The sequence below is a fragment of the Chitinophaga sp. 22620 genome (genome assembly GCF_052044405.1).
In the GTDB taxonomy this organism is placed as follows: Bacteria; Bacteroidota; Bacteroidia; order Chitinophagales; family Chitinophagaceae; genus Chitinophaga.
This window is the reverse complement of sequence record NZ_JBQEMV010000001.1, coordinates 1,921,408-1,940,318: the sequence shown is the minus strand read 5'-3', so window position 1 is coordinate 1,940,318 and position 18,911 is coordinate 1,921,408. Positions and strand designations below refer to the sequence as shown.

Here is an 18,911-nt window from a genome sequence, read left to right as displayed (position 1 = left end):
ATTAGCGCAGGTCGGGAATAGCACAGTGGTCCATATCGCCGTAGTCCAGGTTTTCGCCGGCCATGCCCCATATAAAGGTATAGTTGCTGGTGCCTGCGCCGGAGTGGATGGACCAGGGCGGCGATATCACCGCTTCGTTGTTCTGCATCCATATATGGCGCGTTTCCTGCGGCTGGCCCCAGAAGTGGCATATAGACTGGCCTTGCGGCACTTCGAAATAAAAATATACTTCCATGCGGCGGTCGTGCGTATGCGCGGGCATGGTGTTCCAGGTATTGCCGGATTTCAGTTCCGTCATGCCCATTTGCAGCTGGCAGGTAGGCAGCACGGAGTTCACCAGCAGCTTATTGATGGTGCGGTGGTTAGACGTTTCCTGCGCGCCCAGCGTTACGACATCCGCCTCCGCGCGGGTGATGCGGCGGGTGGGATAGGTCATATGGGCTGGAGTGGAGTTCAGGTAGAAGCGGGCGGGTTCCGCGCCGTTCGTGCTTGAAAAGATCACTTCCTGTTTGCCTCTGCCGATGTAAAGCGCTTCTTTAAAGCCTATCTCGAATACTTCGCCATCTACGCTTATCGTGCCCGCGCCTCCGGTGTTAATAACGCCCAGCTCGCGGCGTTCCAGGAAATAAGCGGCTTTCAGCGGGTCTACCGTTTCCAGTTTCACGGACTGTTTCACGGGCATGATGCCGCCGGTAATAAAGCGGTCGTAGTGGCTGTATACCAGTTTCACCTGGTCTTCCATAAAAAGGGGCGTGATCAGCAGGGCTTCCCTGGATTGAGCGGTATCCCAGGTTTTAGCTTCCTGCGGGCTGCTGGCGTATCGAGTTTCAATAGACGTGTTCATCAAAAAGTGGATTTTAAAATGTTCCGTAAGCTAGTAAAGTATCACTAAAGGTGTTGCTCCCGGGTTGAAGGTAATACGAAATCACGAAAAATGCAAACGTTTGCATTCAATTGCCACAAAACAGTCTGATCTCAATGTTTCCGGGGACTCCCGGCAGGTTTTCCGCCGGCGCTTCCTTACCTTTGTGAAGGTTAATATCCAATCAAAAAAACAGATTTTAGTATTAACGCGGCGTTTTCAAATGCGCTATTTTGCAAATCATGAACACGTATCTTCAGATTCATCCGAAAGACAATGTGCTGGTGGCTTTACAGGATCTACCGGCAGGGCAGCAAATTCAGTTTAATGGCTCAACAATTCAATTGAAGCAGAACGTTCCCGCTAAACATAAATTCCCGCTCAAGCCGCTCAACGCCGGCGATCCCGTGCTGATGTACGGCGTGCTGGTAGGCAAGGCCGTTACGCCCATCCAGGAAGGCGAACCTATTACGGTGAAGAACCTTCAGCACGATGCCAATGCTTTCCATGAGAAAGACAGCAGCATGGAATGGCAGAAACCGGATGTGAGCCGCTGGCAGGGCAAGACCTTCAACGGTTACCACCGGGAAGACGGCCAGGTGGGCACCCGCAATTACTGGCTGGTGATCCCCATGGTATTTTGTGAGAACAGGAATGTGGGCGTTATCAAAACCGCTTTCGAAAAAGGGCTGGGCTTCGCTCCCACCGAGGTGTACAACGAACAGGTGGCTGACCTGGTGGACCTTTACAAAAGCGGTAAGCTGGACGCTATCAAAGATTACAAAGCGGAAGAAGCCGTCAAAACCGCGAAACGCAATCCTGTATTCCCGAATATCGACGGGGTGAAGTTCCTCATCCACGAAGGCGGATGCGGCGGAACCCGCCAGGATTCAGATGCGCTTTGCGCGCTGCTGGCCGGTTACATTCACCACCCGAACGTGGCGGGCGCTACCGTGCTAAGCCTCGGCTGCCAGCATGCGCAGGTCTCCATCCTGCAGCAATCGCTCAAAAAGCTCAACCCTAACTTTTCCAAACCGGTATTGGTATACGAACAGCAAACCAGCGGCTCCGAATTCAATATGCTTTCCAATGCCATCAAGGATACTTTCCTGGCGCTGGTAGAAGCCAACAAGCTGGAACGCAGGCCGGCCCCGCTTTCAAAAGTCGTGATCGGGCTGGAATGCGGCGGGTCCGACGGGTTCTCCGGCATTTCTGCCAATCCCGCCATCGGCCATACTTCCGACCTGCTGGTGGCGCTCGGCGGCACTACCATTCTTTCCGAGTTCCCCGAGCTTTGCGGCGTGGAACAGGAACTGATCAACCGTTGTGAAGACGATACCACGGCAGACAAGTTCATCACCATCATGCGGGCATATGAAAGCCAGGCGCAGATGGTGGGTTCAGGTTTTCACATGAACCCTTCCCCCGGCAACATTAAAGACGGACTGATCACCGACGCGATCAAATCGGCCGGCGCGGCGAAGAAAGGCGGCACCTCCCCCGTGAAAGACGTGCTCGACTATACGGAATATGTTACCAAACCCGGCCTCAACCTGCTTTGCACACCGGGCAACGACGTAGAGTCCACCTCCGCGGAAGTGGGTTCCGGTGCTTCGGTGGTATTGTTCACCACCGGCCTGGGCACGCCTACCGGCAACCCGATCGCGCCGGTAGTAAAACTCTCTACCAATTCACGCCTCGCACAGCGCATGCCTGATATCATTGATATAGACACCGGCAGCATCATCAGCGGTCAAAAGACCATCGAACAGATGGGTGAAGACATCCTTGATTTTGTGGTGAGAGTGGCCAGCGGCGAGATCCGCACCAAAGCGGAAGAGCTGCACCAGGATGATTTTATTCCCTGGAAACGCGGTGTGAGCCTGTAAAAATTGTCCGTCATTGCGAGGAGCTGCGGGGGTTTTGTGCAGGGGCCGCGACGAAGCAATCTTCATATGCAGGGGGAGCCTCAATTCGATGTGGGAGATTGCTTCGTCGCCCCTCCCGCTTTAGCTCTGCTACTCCTCGCAATAACGGGGCTTTCCATAACTTATTTTAAGGTGATTTAGTATAAAATACAACGGGCTGCATCATCAGATGCAGCCCGTTATTAATATTACACTTAATGAATTATGCTTCTTCAGGAATCTCCACCTCTTCCATGCGCGGAGCAAAGAGGTGCATCGCGCCCCAGGCCAGCAGGTAAGCACAGCCGCAGATCACGAAAAGAATGCTGTAACCCGTACCGATGTTGCCCAGGCCCTTGTAATGATCCAGCAGGGCGCCCACCAGCAGCGGGAACAACATGCCACCGATAGAACCAGCCATGCCACCGATCCCTACTACAGAGCTGAGCGCAAACTTGGGGAACATGTCAGACGCAGTGGTGAAGATGTTGGCAGACCATGCCTGGTGCGCCGCGGCGGCCAGGCTGATGAGCGCTACAGCTACCCACATATTCGTGGCAAAAGGAGCGGTCATGATAGGCAGCACGCAGATAGCAAAGATGAACATCGCGGTTTTACGCGCCCTGAACACCGGCATGCCGCGTTTGATGAAATAGCTGGAAAGATATCCCCCGCCTATACTTCCCACAGTGGTGGCCGTATACACGATGATCAGCGGCAGGCCCAGGCTCTTCATATTCAGGTTGAAAGTAGTGGAGAAATAGGAAGGCAGCCAGAAGAGGAAGAACCACCAGATGGGGTCGGTCAGTAATTTGCCGAACACGAAAGCCCAGGTTTGGCGGATACCGAACAGCTTTAACCAGGGCACTTTACGTTTGGAATTGGATTCGTCCACGTTGTCGCTATGGATGTGATCGTATTCAGCTTTCGTGATCTTTTTGTGGCGTGCAGGAATCTCATACATCGCAATCCAGAAAATCAGCCATACAAAACCAACAACGCCGGTCCAGATGAACGCTTCCTGCCAGCCGTAATCAGCCGCCAGCCAGGGAACTACTGCAGGTGCGGCCACCGCGCCGATGTTGGCGCCGGAATTGAATATACCTGTTGCCAGGGCGCGTTCTTTCTTGGGGAACCATTCCGCTACAGACTTAATGGCTACCGGGAAGTTGCCCGCTTCGCCCAGGCCCAGTATGGCGCGTGCCGCGGCAAAACCGAAAGTGGATTTTGCGAACGCATGCGCAACTGCCGCAATGCTCCATACCACGATAGAAACGGTGTATCCTACTTTGGTACCCACCTTATCCACGAAACGGCCGAATATCAGCAGGCCGAAGGCGTAACAGGCTGAAAACACCATCACGATCTCGCCATACTGCGTTTCCGTCCAATGAAATTCCTTCTCCAGTACTGGTTTCAGGATACCGATCACCTGCCGGTCTATGTAGTTGATGGTTGTTGCAAAGAAAAGTAGTGCACAGATGCGCCAGCGGTACCGGCCAATTACGGTGGAATTCATTAGTTGATTGTTTAGGATAAATCGAATTGCTGCGACAAATTAATGTAATGCCGCAATATATGCAAACGTTTGCTTGATTTTAGCGCTCAGGCCTTTCCAGTCCTGCTTTTCAATGGCATTTTTAGCGATAAGATTGGATCCCATGCCTACACATACCACCCCTGCATCGAACCATTGCTGCAGGTTGTCTTTCTCAGGCTCCACTCCCCCGGTTGGCATAAAGCGGGTGGAAGGGAATAAAGGTTTGATCGCTTTCACGAAACCCGGGCCGAGCGTGCTTCCGGGAAACAGTTTCACCAGCTGCGCCCCGTTCTTCTCCGCAACGGAAATTTCCGTAGGCGTCATGCAGCCGGGCACCCACAGGATGTTCTGCTCATGGCAATACGCCGCTGTTTCAGGGTCCACTACGGGGCATACGATGAAGTCGGCGCCCATATCCGTGTAAGCCTTGGCGTCAGTGGCATTTTTGATGGTGCCGATACCGAGATACATATCCGGCATGGAAGCGGTTTTCACATCGCGCAGCTCCGCGAAATTATGACGGGCATGCTCTCCCCTGTTGGTAAATTCAAATACACGGATGCCGCCTTCGTAACAGGCTTTCATCACTTCCACGCATACCGCCGGATCTTCATGATAAAATACCGGCACTACTTTCGTGGCCTCAAATGCTGCGATGATCGTATCTGGATGTGGTCTCATTTTACATCAATTGTGTGATCGATTCTTTCTCTGTCAGGTTAAAATCGCCGGTGCGGAACAGCTTGGAATAGGCTGCCGCGGCGGCGTAGGAAATAGTGTCCTGGTGGTCGAACCCGTTCAGGTTCGCGTGAATGAGGCCGGCCATAAAGCTGTCCCCGCTGCCCACACGGTCCACCACTTCGTTGGTCTCATATTGCCTGCTTACGTACAGCTTGCCTTCTGTGTAATACACCGCGTAATACAGGTTATGCGTGGGCGCGGCTGAAAACCGGAAAGTAAAGGCCACCCTGTCGCATTTCGGGAACTGTTTGATGATGGCCGCGGCTGATGCCATCGCTGCTTCCAGGTATGCTTCCTTTGTATCGGCGGCGATCTTTTCCTGGTTCAGCGGCGTGCCCAGCATCATATTGGCCGCCCAGATGTTGCCCATGATCACATGACAGTATTGTGTAAGCTCCGGCATTATTTCCAGCGGGCTGCGGCCGTACTGCCACAGCTTGCTGCGGTAATTGAGGTCCGTGGAAATGGTCATGCCCTTGCGGGTGGCCGCTTCCAGCACTTCCCGGCAGATGATCACCGCGTCAGGGTTGAGCGCGGGTGAAATGGCGCTCCAGTGGAACCACTGTGCGTCGCCCAGCAATGCATCCCAATCCACCGTACCGGGTTTGATCTCGGAAAAGCTGGAATACTTGCGGTCGTACACTACTTCCGCATGTTTCAGGTCCGAGCCCTGTGCAAGATAATAAGCACCGATGCGGTCGCCGCCCCAGAGCATGCGGTCCGTCTGCACGCCGATGGTTTGCAGCTGCGCCAGCACCTGGCGGCTGAGGCCGTTCTCCGGCGTTTTACTGATATAGGCCACCTTGTTGCCCCATGTTGCCAAAGCGGCCGCCACATTGGCCTCCGCTCCGCCCACGAACAACGCGGCGCGCTGCTGCGCCCATTCAGGGCTCAGTCGTAATAATATTTCTCCGAAAGTGATTACAGATACCGGTTGCATCAGAAATTAAAATAGGCTTTGGCGTTGTTATAGCAAATATCCTGTACCATTTTTCCCAACCATGGCACATCTCCCGGCAGCTCGCCGTTCTCCACATCGTTTCCGATCAAATTACACAATATTCTCCTGAAATACTCATGCCTCGGGAAAGAGAGAAAGCTCCGCGAATCGGTGAGCATGCCCACGAAACGGCTGAGGAGGCCCATGTTGCTGAGCGCGTTCATCTGCTTTTCCATCCCGTCTTTCTGGTCCAGGAACCACCAGCCGGAGCCGAACTGCATTTTGCCGGCTACGCTGCCGTCCTGGAAGTTGCCCACCATGGTGGCATACACTTCGTTGTAAGAAGGGTTCAGGTTGTATACGATGGTTTTGGCCAGCTTGCCGTCGCGGTCCAGCCGGTCAAAGAAGCGGCTCATGGCTTCGGCCATCGGCCAGTCCCCGATGGAATCCACACCGGCGTCCGCGCCCAGGCGTTTCAGCAGGCGGGAGTTGTTGTTGCGGATGGCGCCCACATGGAATTGCTGTACCCAGCCCCGCTCATGGTTCCAGAGGCAAATCTGGTGCAGGGTAGCGGCTTTGAACATCACGGCGATCTCGTCCGTTACGTTCTTACCCGCTGCCAGGCGCTGGAAAGCCTCTTCCAGCCTGGCTTCCGTAAAGTCCGCGTATACGAAATAATTCAGCCCGTGGTCGGATAAACGGCCGCCATTTTCATGAAAGTAGTCGTGCCGTTTTTTTAACGCGTCCAGCAGGGTCTTGTAACTTTTAATTTCAATACCGGCCGCAGCGCCCAGCTTTTGCATGTAGGCGTTGAAGGTAGCAGGGTCTTCCACCGCCATGGCCTTATCCGGCCTGAAAGTGGGCAGCACCTTCACTTTGAAGCCCTGCTTGCGGATGGCGATATGATGGTCCAGCGGATCGGCGGGATCATCTGTGGTGCACAGCGTATCCGCGTTAAAATGCTGAAGCAGCGTTTGTGTGGTAAGCCCCGGCAGCTGTGCGTTGCAGGCTTCGTAGATCCTGGCCACGCTGTCGCCGTTGAGCAATTCAGTAATACCGAAGGGATTCTTCAGTTCCATGTGCGTCCAGTGGTAGAGCGGGTTGCGCATGGTATACGGCACGGTTTCCGCCCATACTTTGAACTTGGTGAAATCGTCCGCATTGCCGGTAATAAGGTCTTCATTCACGCCATTGGCGCGCATGGCCCTCCATTTATAGTGATCGCCCTTGAGCCAGGCTTCCGTGATAGTGCTGAAGCTGCGGTTGGCCGCAATTTCATCGGGCGGAAGATGGTTGTGATAATCTATCACGGGCATATCCTTCGCGTAGTCGAAATATAATTTCCGGGCGGTATCAGTTTGCAGTATAAAGTCTTCCGACAGAAATGCTTTCATGAACGTGTGCTTAAAGAACCTTTGAATGATGGGTGATGTACTCTTTCACACCGTTCTGCATCATCCCCAGCAGGTGATCAGCAACGGTATCGGCAAAGCCGGGCAGCTTGTTGAGGTCGGTTTGCCACAGGCGCTCGTCCGCACAAATGTCTCTCACCATGGCGGACACTTCCGGGTAACCGGCATTGGCAACCGATTGCCAGTACGTGGCGAAAATAGCTGCGTTATCGTCCGTGATATCGTAGAAGGCGTCTTTACGCTGGCCCTGGAACTTGCCGTTCTGCTCCCTGGCCGGTTTAAGGAACAGCAGGGTGCTGGCAAAGCCCAGCATCATCATTTCCGGCAGCAGGCCTTTAGCGTCGCGGTAACGGAGCAGGGTCTGCACGTTACGGGCGTTCATTTTGGAGCTTTGCTGGAAGGTGATGCTGATGAGTTTATGTTCGATGTAAGGATTAGCGAAACGGTCCAGCACGTCTTTAGCGAAAACGGCCGCCCGGGAGCCCAGGTTTTCGAGGGTGGGCAGTATCTCGTCCAGCACCACGGTTTCGAAGAAGCGGCGCATATAAGCGTCCTGCATGCATTCGTACACGGTGTTCAACCCGGAGAGGTAACCGAGGGTTACGGCGGCGGTGTGGCTGCCGTTCAGCAGGCGCAGTTTCTGCTCGCGGTATGGAGTGATGCTGGGAGCGATAAGCATGCGGTCGTCCGTTTGGTGGAAAGACAGCTTCTGGGCAACGCCCGCGTCTCCCTCGATGGCCCATAGCAGGAAGGGTTCTGCTTCGATCCAGAGCTCGTCTTCATACCCCGCTTTTTCCCAGCTTTCGGCAAGGGCCTTCGGCCTGCCCGGCACAATACGGTCTACCAGCGAATTGCAGAAGCGGTTGCCCTGTGTTATCCACTGGATGAAGCCTTCCGGCATTTTATTGAATTCCGCCAGTTTGATAACGATCTCTTTGAGGATCTTCCCGTTGTCCACGATCAGCTCGGTGGGGATGATAACGAAACCGGGCAGCTTGCGGCGGTACCGTTCATGCAGGATGGCGAGCAGCTTACCGGGAAAAGAGGCCGGAACGCCCGCTGCCACGTCTTCTTCCACATACTGTATGCCCACTTCAGTGGTGTTGGACACGATCACTTCCAGGCTCGGCTGTGAAGCGGCCTCCAGTATCGCCTCCCATTCTGCATTCGATTGCAAAACACGGCTGATAGAAGCGTTTATAAGGTGTTGATCCACAGGCTGTCCCTGGGAAATTCCCTTGATATGCGTGGTAAAAAGCCCGTCCTGCGTATCGAATGCACCGGCGTCGCCATCGGTGGATTTTACCACTACGATGCGGCCCTGGAAAACATTCTGTTTGTTCGCCTTGTCCACCAGGAAGTCTACCAAGCCGCGCAACAGCACACCGGTACCAAATTGCAGGACTTTTTCAGGAAATTGCAGATAGTCAGGTGTAATGCCCCACTGGGGGTTGTTCATAACGTGTTGCTTATTCAATCTCGGAAGCATGCATGGATGTTTTATTAAATAACATAGCTAATTTCCAATAAATATATAATTAGCATTCCAATTTTTTGACAAAATGCTAAAGATTTTATACAAAGTGTGCAAATCAATCGTTGTAAATCGTCTTATTTAGATTTTTTTATACTTGTTTGAAACTTCAGCTATGGCCTCATCGGCAGTATCTATAAGCAAGTGCCGCCACTTTGAAGGGATTTCAGTAATTTTGCGGTCTTAATTAATTCCATCCTGGAACGCCGGGCCTTGGGTTACCGGGGCCTTGCCGACAGGTGTTTAAATAATATCAGATGAGCAAGCATGGAAAAGTGCTGGTAGCCATGAGCGGGGGGATTGACAGTACAGTCACTGCCCTGATGCTCCATGAGCAGGGATATGAAGTGGTGGGCATCACCATGAAGACCTGGGATTACGCCTCCGCCGGTCCTTCCAAGAAGGAAACCGGCTGCTGCAACCTGGATTCTTTCAACGATGCCCGCGCCGCCGCCGTGCATCACGGTTTCCCGCACTTCATCCTGGACATAAGGGACGAATTCGGGGATTTTGTCATCAATAATTTCGTGGACGAATATATCGCGGGCCGCACGCCCAATCCGTGCGTGCTGTGCAACACCCATATCAAATGGCGAGCCCTCATGAAGCGGGCAGATGCTATGGACTGCGAATTCATTGCCACCGGCCACTACGCTAAGCTCCGCATGGAAAACGGCCGCGGCGTGATCAGCAAAGGCGTGGATGAAACCAAAGACCAGAGCTACGTGCTCTGGGGGCTGGACCAGGACGTGGTGAAACGCACCCTGCTGCCCCTGGGCGGCTACCGCAAAACCGAGATCCGCCAGATGGCGCTGGACTTCGGTTACCCCGAACTGGCCAAAAAAGCCGAGAGCTATGAGATCTGCTTCGTGCCGGACAACGACTACCGCGGTTTCCTGAAACGTAAGGTGGACGGGCTGGAAGAAAGAGTGAACGGCGGCAACTTCGTGCTCGCTGACGGCACCATTGTAGGCAAGCACAAAGGATACCCGTTCTATACCATCGGCCAGCGCAAAGGGCTGGATATCGCGCTGGGCAGGCCCGTATTCGTGACCGAGATCATCCCGGAAACCAATACCGTCGTGCTGGGCGCCGAGGCGGAACTAAACCGCAGTGAAATGAAAGTAGGCGGCCTCAACTTCGTGAAATACGATCACCTGCCGGAAGGCATGGAATCTGTCGTGAAGATCCGGTACAAGGACAAAGGCACGCTGGCCAATGTTTACAACCAGGAAGACTGCACCGTGAAAGTGCATTTCTATGAAGAGGTGAAAGGCATTGCACCGGGGCAATCTGCGGTGTTTTATGAAGGGGATGATGTGCTGGCTGGGGGAATTATCAGGAGATGATCTTGTTTTTAAAATAAAAAGAAAAGAGGGAGGCTCATGCTTCCCTTTTTTTATTACACCAATGGCCATGATCTGGCTATCATTCATTCCATGGATTTTGCGTAAATTTCCATTTCTAAAAAACAATGCCATGCTGAACTGGAACGACGTCCTGAATTTCGCCACCAAAGGCAATCCCACCCCGGACAAAAGGGTTGAAAAAACCGATGAAGAGTGGAAAGCATTGTTAACGCCCGAACAATACCGTATTGCCCGCGCGAAAGGCACGGAGGCCCGCTTCAGCGGCGAGCTTTGCAGCCGCTACGAACCGGGAAAATACAACTGCGTCTGCTGCGATACCGAATTATTCGATTCCACCATCAAATACGACTCAAACACTGGCTGGCCGAGCTTTACGCAGCCGATCAAAGAAAATGCGATCAAATACGATAAGGATGTTTCTTTCGGGATGGTAAGGGTTGAAGTGATGTGCAATACCTGCGATGCCCACCTGGGGCATGTATTCCCTGACGGGCCGGCGCCGAGCGGGCTAAGGTATTGTATTAACTCGGAGTCGCTGAAACATGTGGGAGAGGAAGTGAAATAATTACTTCCTCCCAACCGCCACAAACATCGTATCCGCTTCCCTGTCATACCCGCGGATCACGCCGCTTTCTTCTATCTCCAATCCGCATTCGTGCTTCAAAAACGTCACCGCATCCTCGTTCTCCTCTTTAAAAACGGAGCAGGTGATATATACCAGTCGCCCGCCGGGTTGCAGCAAAGGCGTTACATGTTTCGCGAGCTGTTTTTGTAACGCGGCATATTCTGTAATACGTTCCTCTGTAAAATAATACAGGTTCTCCGGCGAACGCCCCCAGGTACCGGAGCCGCTGCAGGGCGCATCGAGAATGATGCCGTTGAAGCGCGGCAGGCCGGCGACGGGCTTCGTGAGGTCTATCACTTTTGCATCGTAGTTTTTGAGACCCGCCTCGGCAAAGCGTTTACGGAGATTTTCAAGTATGCTGGCGCGCACGTCGCTGGCGGTAAGCTGTATCGTGGGCTCAATGTCGTGCAGGAGAATGGATTTCCCGCCGCTGGCCGCGCAGCAGTCCCACCAGCGCTCACGGGCTTTGGGTTTGAATCGAAGGCCCGTTTCCTGCGACGACAGGTCCTGCACTTCGTAAGTACTTTTGTCCGGAAGCACCTGCTCCGTTTTAGTGCCGTTCGGCAATGCAATGGTATGCTCCCCGACCGTTTCAAAATCAATACCGGCAGTTTCCAGCAAACGCAGGATAGCAGCCTTTTTACCGGGGCGGGCGCGGATATATAGCCTTGGTTGCTGAAGATAAGACAGTGTGAATGCTTCGGGTTCAATCCCCCCGGAAAGATGCGCCAGGAAAGGGAAAGCAGCGGCGGCATCCCAGGTTAACCCAAGGAACTGCAGCTTGTCTGTAACCGTGCCGGTTATACGTTCATTCCATTCCGGCCTGAAGAAACCAAGCAGCGTATCCGGAGCTTGTTCGCAGAGGAAAGCGCCAAGCAGCATCCTTTCCTTGATATCCAGCTGATGCTGCCATTTGCCGAGGCGGAAGAATTGGTACACCAGCTGCTGTATCCGCCTGCGGTCGCGGCTTCCCATGTGGGGGCGGGCTTTAAAGAAATGTTTCAGGTAGTGGTGCAGCGGCAGGCTGCCGTCGTATTCATCAACGATACCGGCAGCGGTATTCAGGTAATTTTCCCAGCGCGTCATAAAACAAAGATAGGAAACGCTTTCGTGAAGCGTTTCCTACCGGCGATGCCGCTGATTTTTCATTATAACAAGAACACTATTATCAGGCAGCGGCAACAAATTTGGGGCAACAAACGGGTTGCGAGTTTAATATTTTCTGTCCCCAGCTATTATCTTTTCCTGTGGTTGGACGCTGTGATATAGCAGGGGTTTAACGCGCAAAAAAATAAACCTCAACGCATATTGTTGTTTCCCTGAAAGATAGGCTAACGGCTGTTTGCCCCGTCAATACTGCTGTTTAGCATAATTCACTGCTGTTACATACTTATTTTGTATATTATGATACCTAAACCGCCACTTATGCATTACTATCCCCTGATCCTTTTATTATTGTTCCCCTTCATGGCCGGCGCCCAAAACGGCAGCGACAATGCCCGCAAGGTGGAAAACAGCCTTACCAGCTGGGTGATCATCGAAAATGAACCGCCCGCCCGCTGGAATATCGAAGAAAGGTTAAAAGTCCACAAAGTGCCGGGCGTTACCATCGGCGTAATCCGTGATTATAAGCTGGAATGGGCGAAAGGTTATGGTTACGCCGACAAGGAAGCAAAGATCCCTGTGACGCCGCAAACCCTTTTCCAGGCTGCGTCTATCAGCAAATCGCTGAATGCCGTGGGCATCCTTAAGCTGGTGCAGGAAGGCAAGCTCAACCTGGATGCGGACATCAACACTTATCTCAAAACCTGGCATCCTTCCGCAGATTCAGGAAAGATCACCATTGCCAATTTGCTGAGCCACACCGCCGGTTTGAGCGTGCATGGCTTTCCCGGTTACGAGGCAGGCGATACGCTACCTACCGTAGAGCAAATACTGAGCGGGCAGCGGCCGGCCAATACCCGCGAAGTGAAACCGCTGTTCGCCCCCGGTGTGAAAATGCAGTACTCAGGAGGCGGCACCACCGTTACACAGCTGATCGCCACCACGGTAACCGGCATCCCTTACGACCAGTACATGCAAAAAGAAGTGCTGGATCCGCTGGGCATGACGGGCAGCTTCTACACCCAACCCGCGCCCGACAACAAAAAACACCTGGTGGCAACGGCTTACAATGGAGAAGGAAAGGTTTACCCGGGCAAATATCACATCTACCCGGAAATGGCCGCCGCCGGCCTCTGGACCAACCCGACCGACCTCTCGAAATACATCATCGAAACGCAGCTGGCCCTGCAGGGAAAATCTTCCAAAGTGCTCAACCAGGCCATGACCAAAACCAGGCTTACGCCTTATATGAATAAAAATTCCGCGCTCGGGGTATTCATCATCAACGGGCAGCGTTATTTCAACCACAACGGTGGCAACGAAGGCTTCAGATGCGTATACTACGGCAGTCTTGATGGTGGCAACGGCATGGTGGTAATGGTGAATTCAGACAACTTCGATATTATTGACGAAGTGACGCGCAGCATTGCTATCACCTACGGATGGGAAAAGGATTTCTACCGGCCGGATACGGTCACTGCCGCGCCGCTTGCCGTTGATTCACTGAAACAATACACCGGCAGATACAATTACCGGACGGTGAACCTCAACGTGGAAGCGAAGGATGGCAAGCTGTATGTAACGTCGAACAACGGGGAACCCATGCGCATGTACTACACCACCAAAGGCGATTTCGTGCTCCTGGAAGAAAGGGGCCGCCTCAGGCTGGTGAACGGCGACCTGGTGGCCTCCGACGGCGGCAGCTCCATCACCTTTACACGTCAGCCCTGACATACGTTTTCATACAATGCGAAAGGCCATGACACGCGTCATGGCCTTTTTCGGATATACGTTACAGGTAGACTATAATTTGAGCAAAGTTTTCACCGGGTCTTTACCGAACAGCAGCTGCTCGGGATTTTCCAGCATGTCTTTCACGCGCACCAGGAAGCTCACGGATTCGCGGCCGTCGATGATGCGATGGTCGTAGCTGACCGCTACGTACATCATCGGGCGGATCACCACCTGGCCGTTGATGGCCATCGGGCGGTCCTGGATCTTGTGCATGCCCAGGATAGCGGATTGCGGGATGTTGATGATGGGTGTGCTCATGAGTGAGCCGAACACGCCGCCGTTGGTGATGGTGAAGGTACCGCCGGTCATTTCTTCCATCGTCAGCTTGCTGTCTCTCGCCTTGGTGGCCAGCTCCACTACTTTTTTCTCGATGTCTGCCATGCTCAGGCTTTCCGCGTTGCGGATCACGGGCACTACCAGCCCTTTGGGAGCGGATACGGCGATGGAGATGTCGCAGAAATCGTGGTACACCAGTTCTTCCCCGTCTATGTAGGCATTCACGGCAGGGAATTCCTGCAACGCGAAGCATACGGCTTTGGTGAAGAAGCTCATAAAGCCGAGGTTCACGCCGTGGGCGGTTTTGAAGGTCTCTTTGTATTTAGCGCGGATAGCCATGATGTTGGTCATGTCCACCTCGTTGAACGTGGTGAGCATGGCCGTGGTGTTCTTGGCTTCCACCAGCCTGCGGCTAACGGTTTTGCGGAGATTGCTCATCTTCTCGCGGCGTTCGTTGCGGCTGAACATCTCGTGGCCGATGGCTACTCCGGGATTTTCGAGAGCGGCAAACACGTCATCCTTCATGATCTTGCCATGTGCGCCGGAACCTTTGATGGAAGCGGGGTCCACCTTTTTATCCGCAATCACGGCGGCGGCTACGGGAGAGGCTTTAATATCGTTGGGGATGGTGGTAACAGGCGCCTGCTGGGCCTGGGGCGCTGCCTTGGGAGCCGGCGCCGCGGCCTGTTGCGCAGGGGCGGGAGCTGCTTTGCCCGCGGGGCGCGCGGCAGCTGTATCTATCTGGCAGGCCACATCCCCGATCTTGAGGGTGTCTCCCTCTTTCGCGACGGTTTTGAGCACGCCTGCTTCTTCTGCATTCAGTTCAAAAGTGGCCTTTTCGGATTCCAGCTCGCACAGCACTTCGTCTCTTTCCACGTAGTCGCCGGACTGCTTCAGCCATTTAATGAGGGTTACTTCGCTGATGGATTCACCAACGGTAGGCACTTTAATATCAACGGTTCCTTTGTTCACGGCAGGGGCTGCGGGAGCGGCTGCTGCGGCAGGAGCGGCCTCGGGCTGCGCAGCGGGAGCAGCTGCTGCAGCGGCGGGCGCTTCAGGCTGGGGAGCGCTGCCGGCGCCTTCGGTGTCGATAGTGCAGGCCACATCCCCGATCTTCAGGGTGGCGCCTTCGGGAGCCAGTATCTTCAAAACGCCGGGCTTTTCAGCATTGAGTTCGAAAGTGGCCTTCTCTGATTCCATTTCACACAATACTTCGTCCTGCTTTACTATATCGCCGTCTTTCTTAAGCCATTTTGCAATGGTCACCTCGCTGATGGATTCTCCTACCGTAGGAACTTTAATTTCGATTATCATGAGTATTACCCTCCCGTTGAAAAGTAAATAGTTAAAAATTAAATATTAAAAGCCGTATCAATGATTTCCTGTTGTTCCTGCGCGTGTACTTTGGAATAACCGGTGGCAGTGGCTGCGCTCGGGTTCCGGCTGATCACGCCGTAGTTGAACTGCTTGAGGTTCATTTGCAGGAAGCTGGCGGCGCCCATGTTGAGCGGCTCTTCCTGCACCCAGAACCAGGTGGCGCCTTTGTATTTCTGCTGGATGGCTTCCAGCTGCGCAACCGGCAGCGGGTAAAGCTGTTCCAGCCTTACGATGGCCACATCCTTCCGGTCTTCCTTCATTTGCTTCTCGCTCAGGTCGAAGTACATTTTGCCGCTGCACAGCAGCACTTTCTTCACGCGCGTTGCATCGGTAATGAACGGATCGTCCAGCACTTCGCGGAAACCTCCCTGTATAAAATCCGCCGCGGGGCTGTAGCTGCGCACGTGGCGCAGGTTGGCTTTGGGCGAGAAGTTGATCATCGGCTTACGGAAAGGCAGCGCCAGCTGGCGGCGCAGCGCATGGAAGAAGCTGGCGGCAGTGGTGCAGTTGGTCACAAAAATATTGTGCTCCGCGCATTGCTGTAAGAACCTTTCCAGACGGGCGCTGGAGTGCTCGGGGCCCTGGCCTTCGTAACCATGCGGCAGCAGCATTACCAGGCCGCTCTGCTTCTGCCATTTGGTTTCGGCGGAAGTGATGAACTGGTCGATGAGCGTTTGCCCGCCGTTCATGAAATCGCCGAACTGCGCTTCCCAGATGGTGAGTGCATAAGGGTTGGCGATGGAATAACCGTATTCAAAGCCCAGCACAGCAAATTCGCTGAGCAGGGAGTTATAGATCCTGAATTTACCCTGGTTCTCGCCCAGGTTGCTGAGGCGGCTGTATTCTTCATCCGTTTCCTCGTTGCGCAGCACGGCATGGCGGTGGGAGAAGGTGCCCCTCTTCACGTCCTGCCCGCTGAGCCGCACGTCGCGGCCCTCTTTGAGGATGCTGGCGTACGCGAGCAGTTCGCCCGAAGACCAGTCCAACAGACCTTGCTCTGCGAACAGCTTTTGTTTTTCCTGCAGCAACTTTTCCACTTTACGCAGCGGCTTAAAGCCCTGCGGAATGGCCATGATGGCGGCGAACAGCTGGTCGAGGTCCGCTTGTGAAACAGCCGTAACGGGAGAGGTTCCGAAATCTTCCGGGGTGCTCTTCCGCAGCTCTTTCCACCAAAGGTCGGGCGTCTGGTATTTGTAGGGAAGCGGGTGCTGTTTTATATCATCGAGGCGGGCCTGGAGGTCTGCCCAGAAAGCTTTTTCCATTTCCGTTGCGAGGGCAGCATCCACTTCACCGTTGGCGATCAGCTGCTGGGAGTAGATCTCGCGCGGGTTGGGATGTTTGTCGATAGCGGCGTACAGCTTGGGCTGGGTGAACTTCGGGTCGTCCCCTTCGTTGTGCCCGTGCTTGCGGTAGCACACCATATCGATATAGATATCTGAATTGAACTCCTGGCGGTAACGGGTGGCGATCTCGGCAACTTTTACGGTGGCTTCCACATCGTCGCCGTTCACATGGAACACGGGCGCCTGCACGATGGAAGCTACGCTGGTACAGTAATCGGAAGAGCGCGCGTCCTCAAAATCGGTGGTAAAGCCGATCTGGTTATTGATCACGAAGTGCATGGTGCCGCCGGTGTAATAACCTCTCAGCTTGCTCATCTGCGCCACTTCATATACCACGCCCTGGCCCGCAATGGCGGCATCGCCATGGATGAGGATGGGGAGTATCTTGTCGTAGTCGCTGTTGTAGATCACGTCTGCCTTTGAACGGGAGAAGCCTACCACCACAGGGTCCACCACTTCGAGGTGCGAAGGGTTGGGTGTGAGCTGCACGTTCACTTCTTTGCCCGCCGGCGTCTGAATGCTGGCGCGGAAACCGAGGTGATATTTTACGTCGCCGCTGCCCATCGTAGTGTCGGGGATGGAGGTGCCTTCAAATTCAGAGAAGATCTGTTCGTATGTTTTACCCAGGATGTTGGCCAGTATGTTCAGCCGGCCGCGGTGGGCCATGCCGATCACGGCTTCCTGCACGCCGTATTCGGCGGCGGTGTTGATCATGGCGTCCAGCGCGGGAATGGTGGTTTCGCCGCCTTCAAGGGAGAATCGTTTCTGACCGATGTATTTGGTGTGGAGGAACTTTTCGAACATCACGCCCTGGTTCAGTTTGCTCAGGATGCGTTTTTTCTGGTCCACGTTCAGCGGCTTGCGGATGGTGGTCTCCATTTCTTTCTGGAGCCATTCTATGCGGGCCGCGTCGTTGATATAAGTGAATTCCAGCCCTATTTTGGAAGCATATACTTCCGTGAGGTGCTGTACGATCTTTTCGAGGGAAGCTTTGCCGAGGCCGATCACCTGGCCGGCGAAGAATTCGGTTTTCAGGTCCGCATCGGCAAGACCGAAGAATTTGAGGTCCAGGTTGGGCTGGCGGTCTTTCCTTTCGCGGATGGGATTGGTTTTGGCGATGAGGTGCCCTTTTTTTCGGTATGCCTGGATGAGGCGGAACACGCCCAGTTCCTTTACAAGCTGATCGCTGCTCACCGGAAGTGCGGAAGTGGCGCCGGGGGCGGTGGCCGCTTTCCCGTTGGTGTTGCTTACCGCGAAATCGAAACCTTCAAAGAATTTGATCCATTCAGGATCCACTGAGGAAGCATCTGAGCGGTATTGTTGGTACAACGATTCAATATACGCCGGGTGCGAGTTGGTGACAAACGAAAAGTCCTTCATTTACAACGTATTTAAGCTTGGTCTTCGATTCTCTGCCCTTATAACACCAAAAACGGTGTCAGGATCGCGAAATCTTTGATCTTTTGTCTTTGATTCTCTTGTCCTTATAACTCAATCTGCGCTTTTATAACTCAATTTGAGTTAATCAGGATTGCAAATATCGACAAAGATTTGGGATTTTCAGGCATTTAGCGTGGCTGTTTTATGATTTAACCCGCTGTTTCCCCTGCCGGATATGTATATAATTTGTTATTTTTGAATCCGCTGAAAGTTGATGGCCGCGGGAAATACCTGTTTTTTATTTTTGTTTATAAAAAGATAAAACTTACCTTTGCCGTCCGAAACTTGAAATTTATACAATGGCAAACCATAAAGCAACGAAAAAAGACGTACGTCAGAGCAGAAAGCGTAATGAGCGTAACCGTTACTACGGTAAAACTACCCGTAATGCCATACGGGATCTGAAGAAACTGACTGATAAAGCAGCTGCTTCTGATAATTTACCGGAAGTAATCTCTATGATCGACAAACTGGCGAAACGTAACGTTATTCACAAAAACAAAGCAGCCAACCTGAAGAGCAAACTTGCTAAGAAGGTGAACACCCTCGCGTAATCAGGCTGGTTTTCAATATCTTTCAGCTCTTCCTTGCAAAGGGAAGGGCTTTTTTTATTTGCCCCCGGATCCTCCCTGCCGCCGGACCCATA

General features: G+C 53.4%; 14 protein-coding genes. 5 read left to right on the top strand and 9 right to left on the bottom strand.

What is annotated here, in order from left to right; genetic code table 11:
* Position 1 precedes the first annotated feature (1 nt).
* Positions 2-844, bottom strand: a complete 843-nt coding sequence (gene kduI / locus ACTJIK_RS07915; RefSeq protein WP_440645821.1) for a 5-dehydro-4-deoxy-D-glucuronate isomerase — start codon at positions 842-844, stop codon at positions 2-4.
* Positions 845-1,104: 260 nt separating this feature from the next.
* Between kduI and ACTJIK_RS07910 the strand changes: the two genes are divergently transcribed.
* The gene (locus ACTJIK_RS07910) at positions 1,105-2,751 is read left to right on the top strand and encodes a UxaA family hydrolase (RefSeq protein WP_440645820.1); all 1,647 of its coding nucleotides are present in this window, start codon (positions 1,105-1,107) and stop codon (positions 2,749-2,751) included.
* Between the two features lie 241 nt (positions 2,752-2,992).
* On the opposite strand, the gene ACTJIK_RS07905 is transcribed toward ACTJIK_RS07910, so the two are convergent.
* Genes ACTJIK_RS07905 through ACTJIK_RS07885 form a run of 5 tightly spaced genes read right to left on the bottom strand, consistent with a single transcriptional unit; the run spans position 2,993 to position 8,861 of the window.
* Entirely contained in the window at positions 2,993-4,288 is a 1,296-nt protein-coding gene (locus ACTJIK_RS07905; RefSeq protein ID WP_440645819.1) for an MFS transporter, read from the bottom strand.
* Positions 4,289-4,327: 39 nt separating this feature from the next.
* Positions 4,328-4,990, bottom strand: coding sequence for a bifunctional 4-hydroxy-2-oxoglutarate aldolase/2-dehydro-3-deoxy-phosphogluconate aldolase (locus tag ACTJIK_RS07900; protein WP_440645818.1), 663 nt, complete (start codon positions 4,988-4,990; stop codon positions 4,328-4,330).
* 1 nt (position 4,991) lies between these two features.
* Positions 4,992-5,990: a PfkB family carbohydrate kinase gene (locus ACTJIK_RS07895; RefSeq protein WP_440645817.1), complete on the bottom strand. Its 999-nt coding sequence runs from the start codon at positions 5,988-5,990 to the stop codon at positions 4,992-4,994.
* On the bottom strand, positions 5,990-7,384 hold the full coding sequence (uxaC, locus tag ACTJIK_RS07890) for a glucuronate isomerase (protein ID WP_440645816.1): 1,395 nt from the start codon (positions 7,382-7,384) through the stop codon (positions 5,990-5,992). The genes ACTJIK_RS07895 and uxaC overlap by 1 nt, the downstream gene beginning before the upstream one ends.
* A gap of 10 nt (positions 7,385-7,394) precedes the next feature.
* Positions 7,395-8,861, bottom strand: a complete 1,467-nt coding sequence (locus tag ACTJIK_RS07885; RefSeq protein WP_440645815.1) for a tagaturonate reductase — start codon at positions 8,859-8,861, stop codon at positions 7,395-7,397.
* A 332-nt stretch (positions 8,862-9,193) separates the two neighbouring features.
* Here ACTJIK_RS07885 and mnmA point away from each other — a divergent pair, with 332 nt between their 5' ends.
* Together mnmA and msrB are read left to right on the top strand one after the other, a co-directional pair.
* A complete protein-coding gene (mnmA, locus tag ACTJIK_RS07880; protein WP_440645814.1) occupies positions 9,194-10,285 on the top strand; it encodes a tRNA 2-thiouridine(34) synthase MnmA in 1,092 nt (363 codons plus the stop codon).
* A 130-nt stretch (positions 10,286-10,415) separates the two neighbouring features.
* Entirely contained in the window at positions 10,416-10,871 is a 456-nt protein-coding gene (gene msrB, locus ACTJIK_RS07875; RefSeq protein WP_440645813.1) for a peptide-methionine (R)-S-oxide reductase MsrB, read from the top strand.
* On the opposite strand, the gene ACTJIK_RS07870 is transcribed toward msrB, so the two are convergent.
* Entirely contained in the window at positions 10,872-12,017 is a 1,146-nt protein-coding gene (locus tag ACTJIK_RS07870; RefSeq protein WP_440645812.1) for an Fmu (Sun) domain-containing protein, read from the bottom strand. It lies immediately after the preceding gene.
* A gap of 339 nt (positions 12,018-12,356) precedes the next feature.
* Here ACTJIK_RS07870 and ACTJIK_RS07865 point away from each other — a divergent pair, with 339 nt between their 5' ends.
* A complete protein-coding gene (locus tag ACTJIK_RS07865; protein ID WP_440645811.1) occupies positions 12,357-13,766 on the top strand; it encodes a serine hydrolase domain-containing protein in 1,410 nt (469 codons plus the stop codon).
* A 72-nt stretch (positions 13,767-13,838) separates the two neighbouring features.
* Here ACTJIK_RS07865 and odhB read toward each other — a convergent pair whose 3' ends face one another.
* On the bottom strand, positions 13,839-15,419 hold the full coding sequence (gene odhB, locus ACTJIK_RS07860; RefSeq protein ID WP_440645810.1) for a 2-oxoglutarate dehydrogenase complex dihydrolipoyllysine-residue succinyltransferase: 1,581 nt from the start codon (positions 15,417-15,419) through the stop codon (positions 13,839-13,841).
* Between the two features lie 38 nt (positions 15,420-15,457).
* Positions 15,458-18,205 carry a 2-oxoglutarate dehydrogenase E1 component gene (locus ACTJIK_RS07855; RefSeq protein ID WP_440645809.1) on the bottom strand — a complete coding sequence of 916 codons (2,748 nt, stop codon included), beginning with the start codon at positions 18,203-18,205 and terminating at the stop codon, positions 15,458-15,460.
* Between the two features lie 359 nt (positions 18,206-18,564).
* On the opposite strand from ACTJIK_RS07855, the gene rpsT reads away from it, so the two are divergent.
* Positions 18,565-18,819 (top strand): 30S ribosomal protein S20, encoded by a 255-nt coding sequence (rpsT, locus tag ACTJIK_RS07850; protein ID WP_440645808.1) that lies wholly within the window; start codon positions 18,565-18,567, stop codon positions 18,817-18,819.
* Positions 18,820-18,911 lie beyond the last annotated feature (92 nt).

Coding starts and splice junctions, on each gene's coding strand:
- kduI (WP_440645821.1), bottom strand. CDS start 844: ATGAACACGTCTATTGAAACTCGATACGCCAGCAGCCCGCAGGAAGCT.
- ACTJIK_RS07910 (WP_440645820.1), top strand. CDS start 1,105: ATGAACACGTATCTTCAGATTCATCCGAAAGACAATGTGCTGGTGGCT.
- ACTJIK_RS07905 (WP_440645819.1), bottom strand. CDS start 4,288: ATGAATTCCACCGTAATTGGCCGGTACCGCTGGCGCATCTGTGCACTA.
- ACTJIK_RS07900 (WP_440645818.1), bottom strand. CDS start 4,990: ATGAGACCACATCCAGATACGATCATCGCAGCATTTGAGGCCACGAAA.
- ACTJIK_RS07895 (WP_440645817.1), bottom strand. CDS start 5,990: ATGCAACCGGTATCTGTAATCACTTTCGGAGAAATATTATTACGACTG.
- uxaC (WP_440645816.1), bottom strand. CDS start 7,384: ATGAAAGCATTTCTGTCGGAAGACTTTATACTGCAAACTGATACCGCC.
- ACTJIK_RS07885 (WP_440645815.1), bottom strand. CDS start 8,861: ATGAACAACCCCCAGTGGGGCATTACACCTGACTATCTGCAATTTCCT.
- mnmA (WP_440645814.1), top strand. CDS start 9,194: ATGAGCAAGCATGGAAAAGTGCTGGTAGCCATGAGCGGGGGGATTGAC.
- msrB (WP_440645813.1), top strand. CDS start 10,416: ATGCTGAACTGGAACGACGTCCTGAATTTCGCCACCAAAGGCAATCCC.
- ACTJIK_RS07870 (WP_440645812.1), bottom strand. CDS start 12,017: ATGACGCGCTGGGAAAATTACCTGAATACCGCTGCCGGTATCGTTGAT.
- ACTJIK_RS07865 (WP_440645811.1), top strand. CDS start 12,357: ATGCATTACTATCCCCTGATCCTTTTATTATTGTTCCCCTTCATGGCC.
- odhB (WP_440645810.1), bottom strand. CDS start 15,419: ATGATAATCGAAATTAAAGTTCCTACGGTAGGAGAATCCATCAGCGAG.
- ACTJIK_RS07855 (WP_440645809.1), bottom strand. CDS start 18,205: ATGAAGGACTTTTCGTTTGTCACCAACTCGCACCCGGCGTATATTGAA.
- rpsT (WP_440645808.1), top strand. CDS start 18,565: ATGGCAAACCATAAAGCAACGAAAAAAGACGTACGTCAGAGCAGAAAG.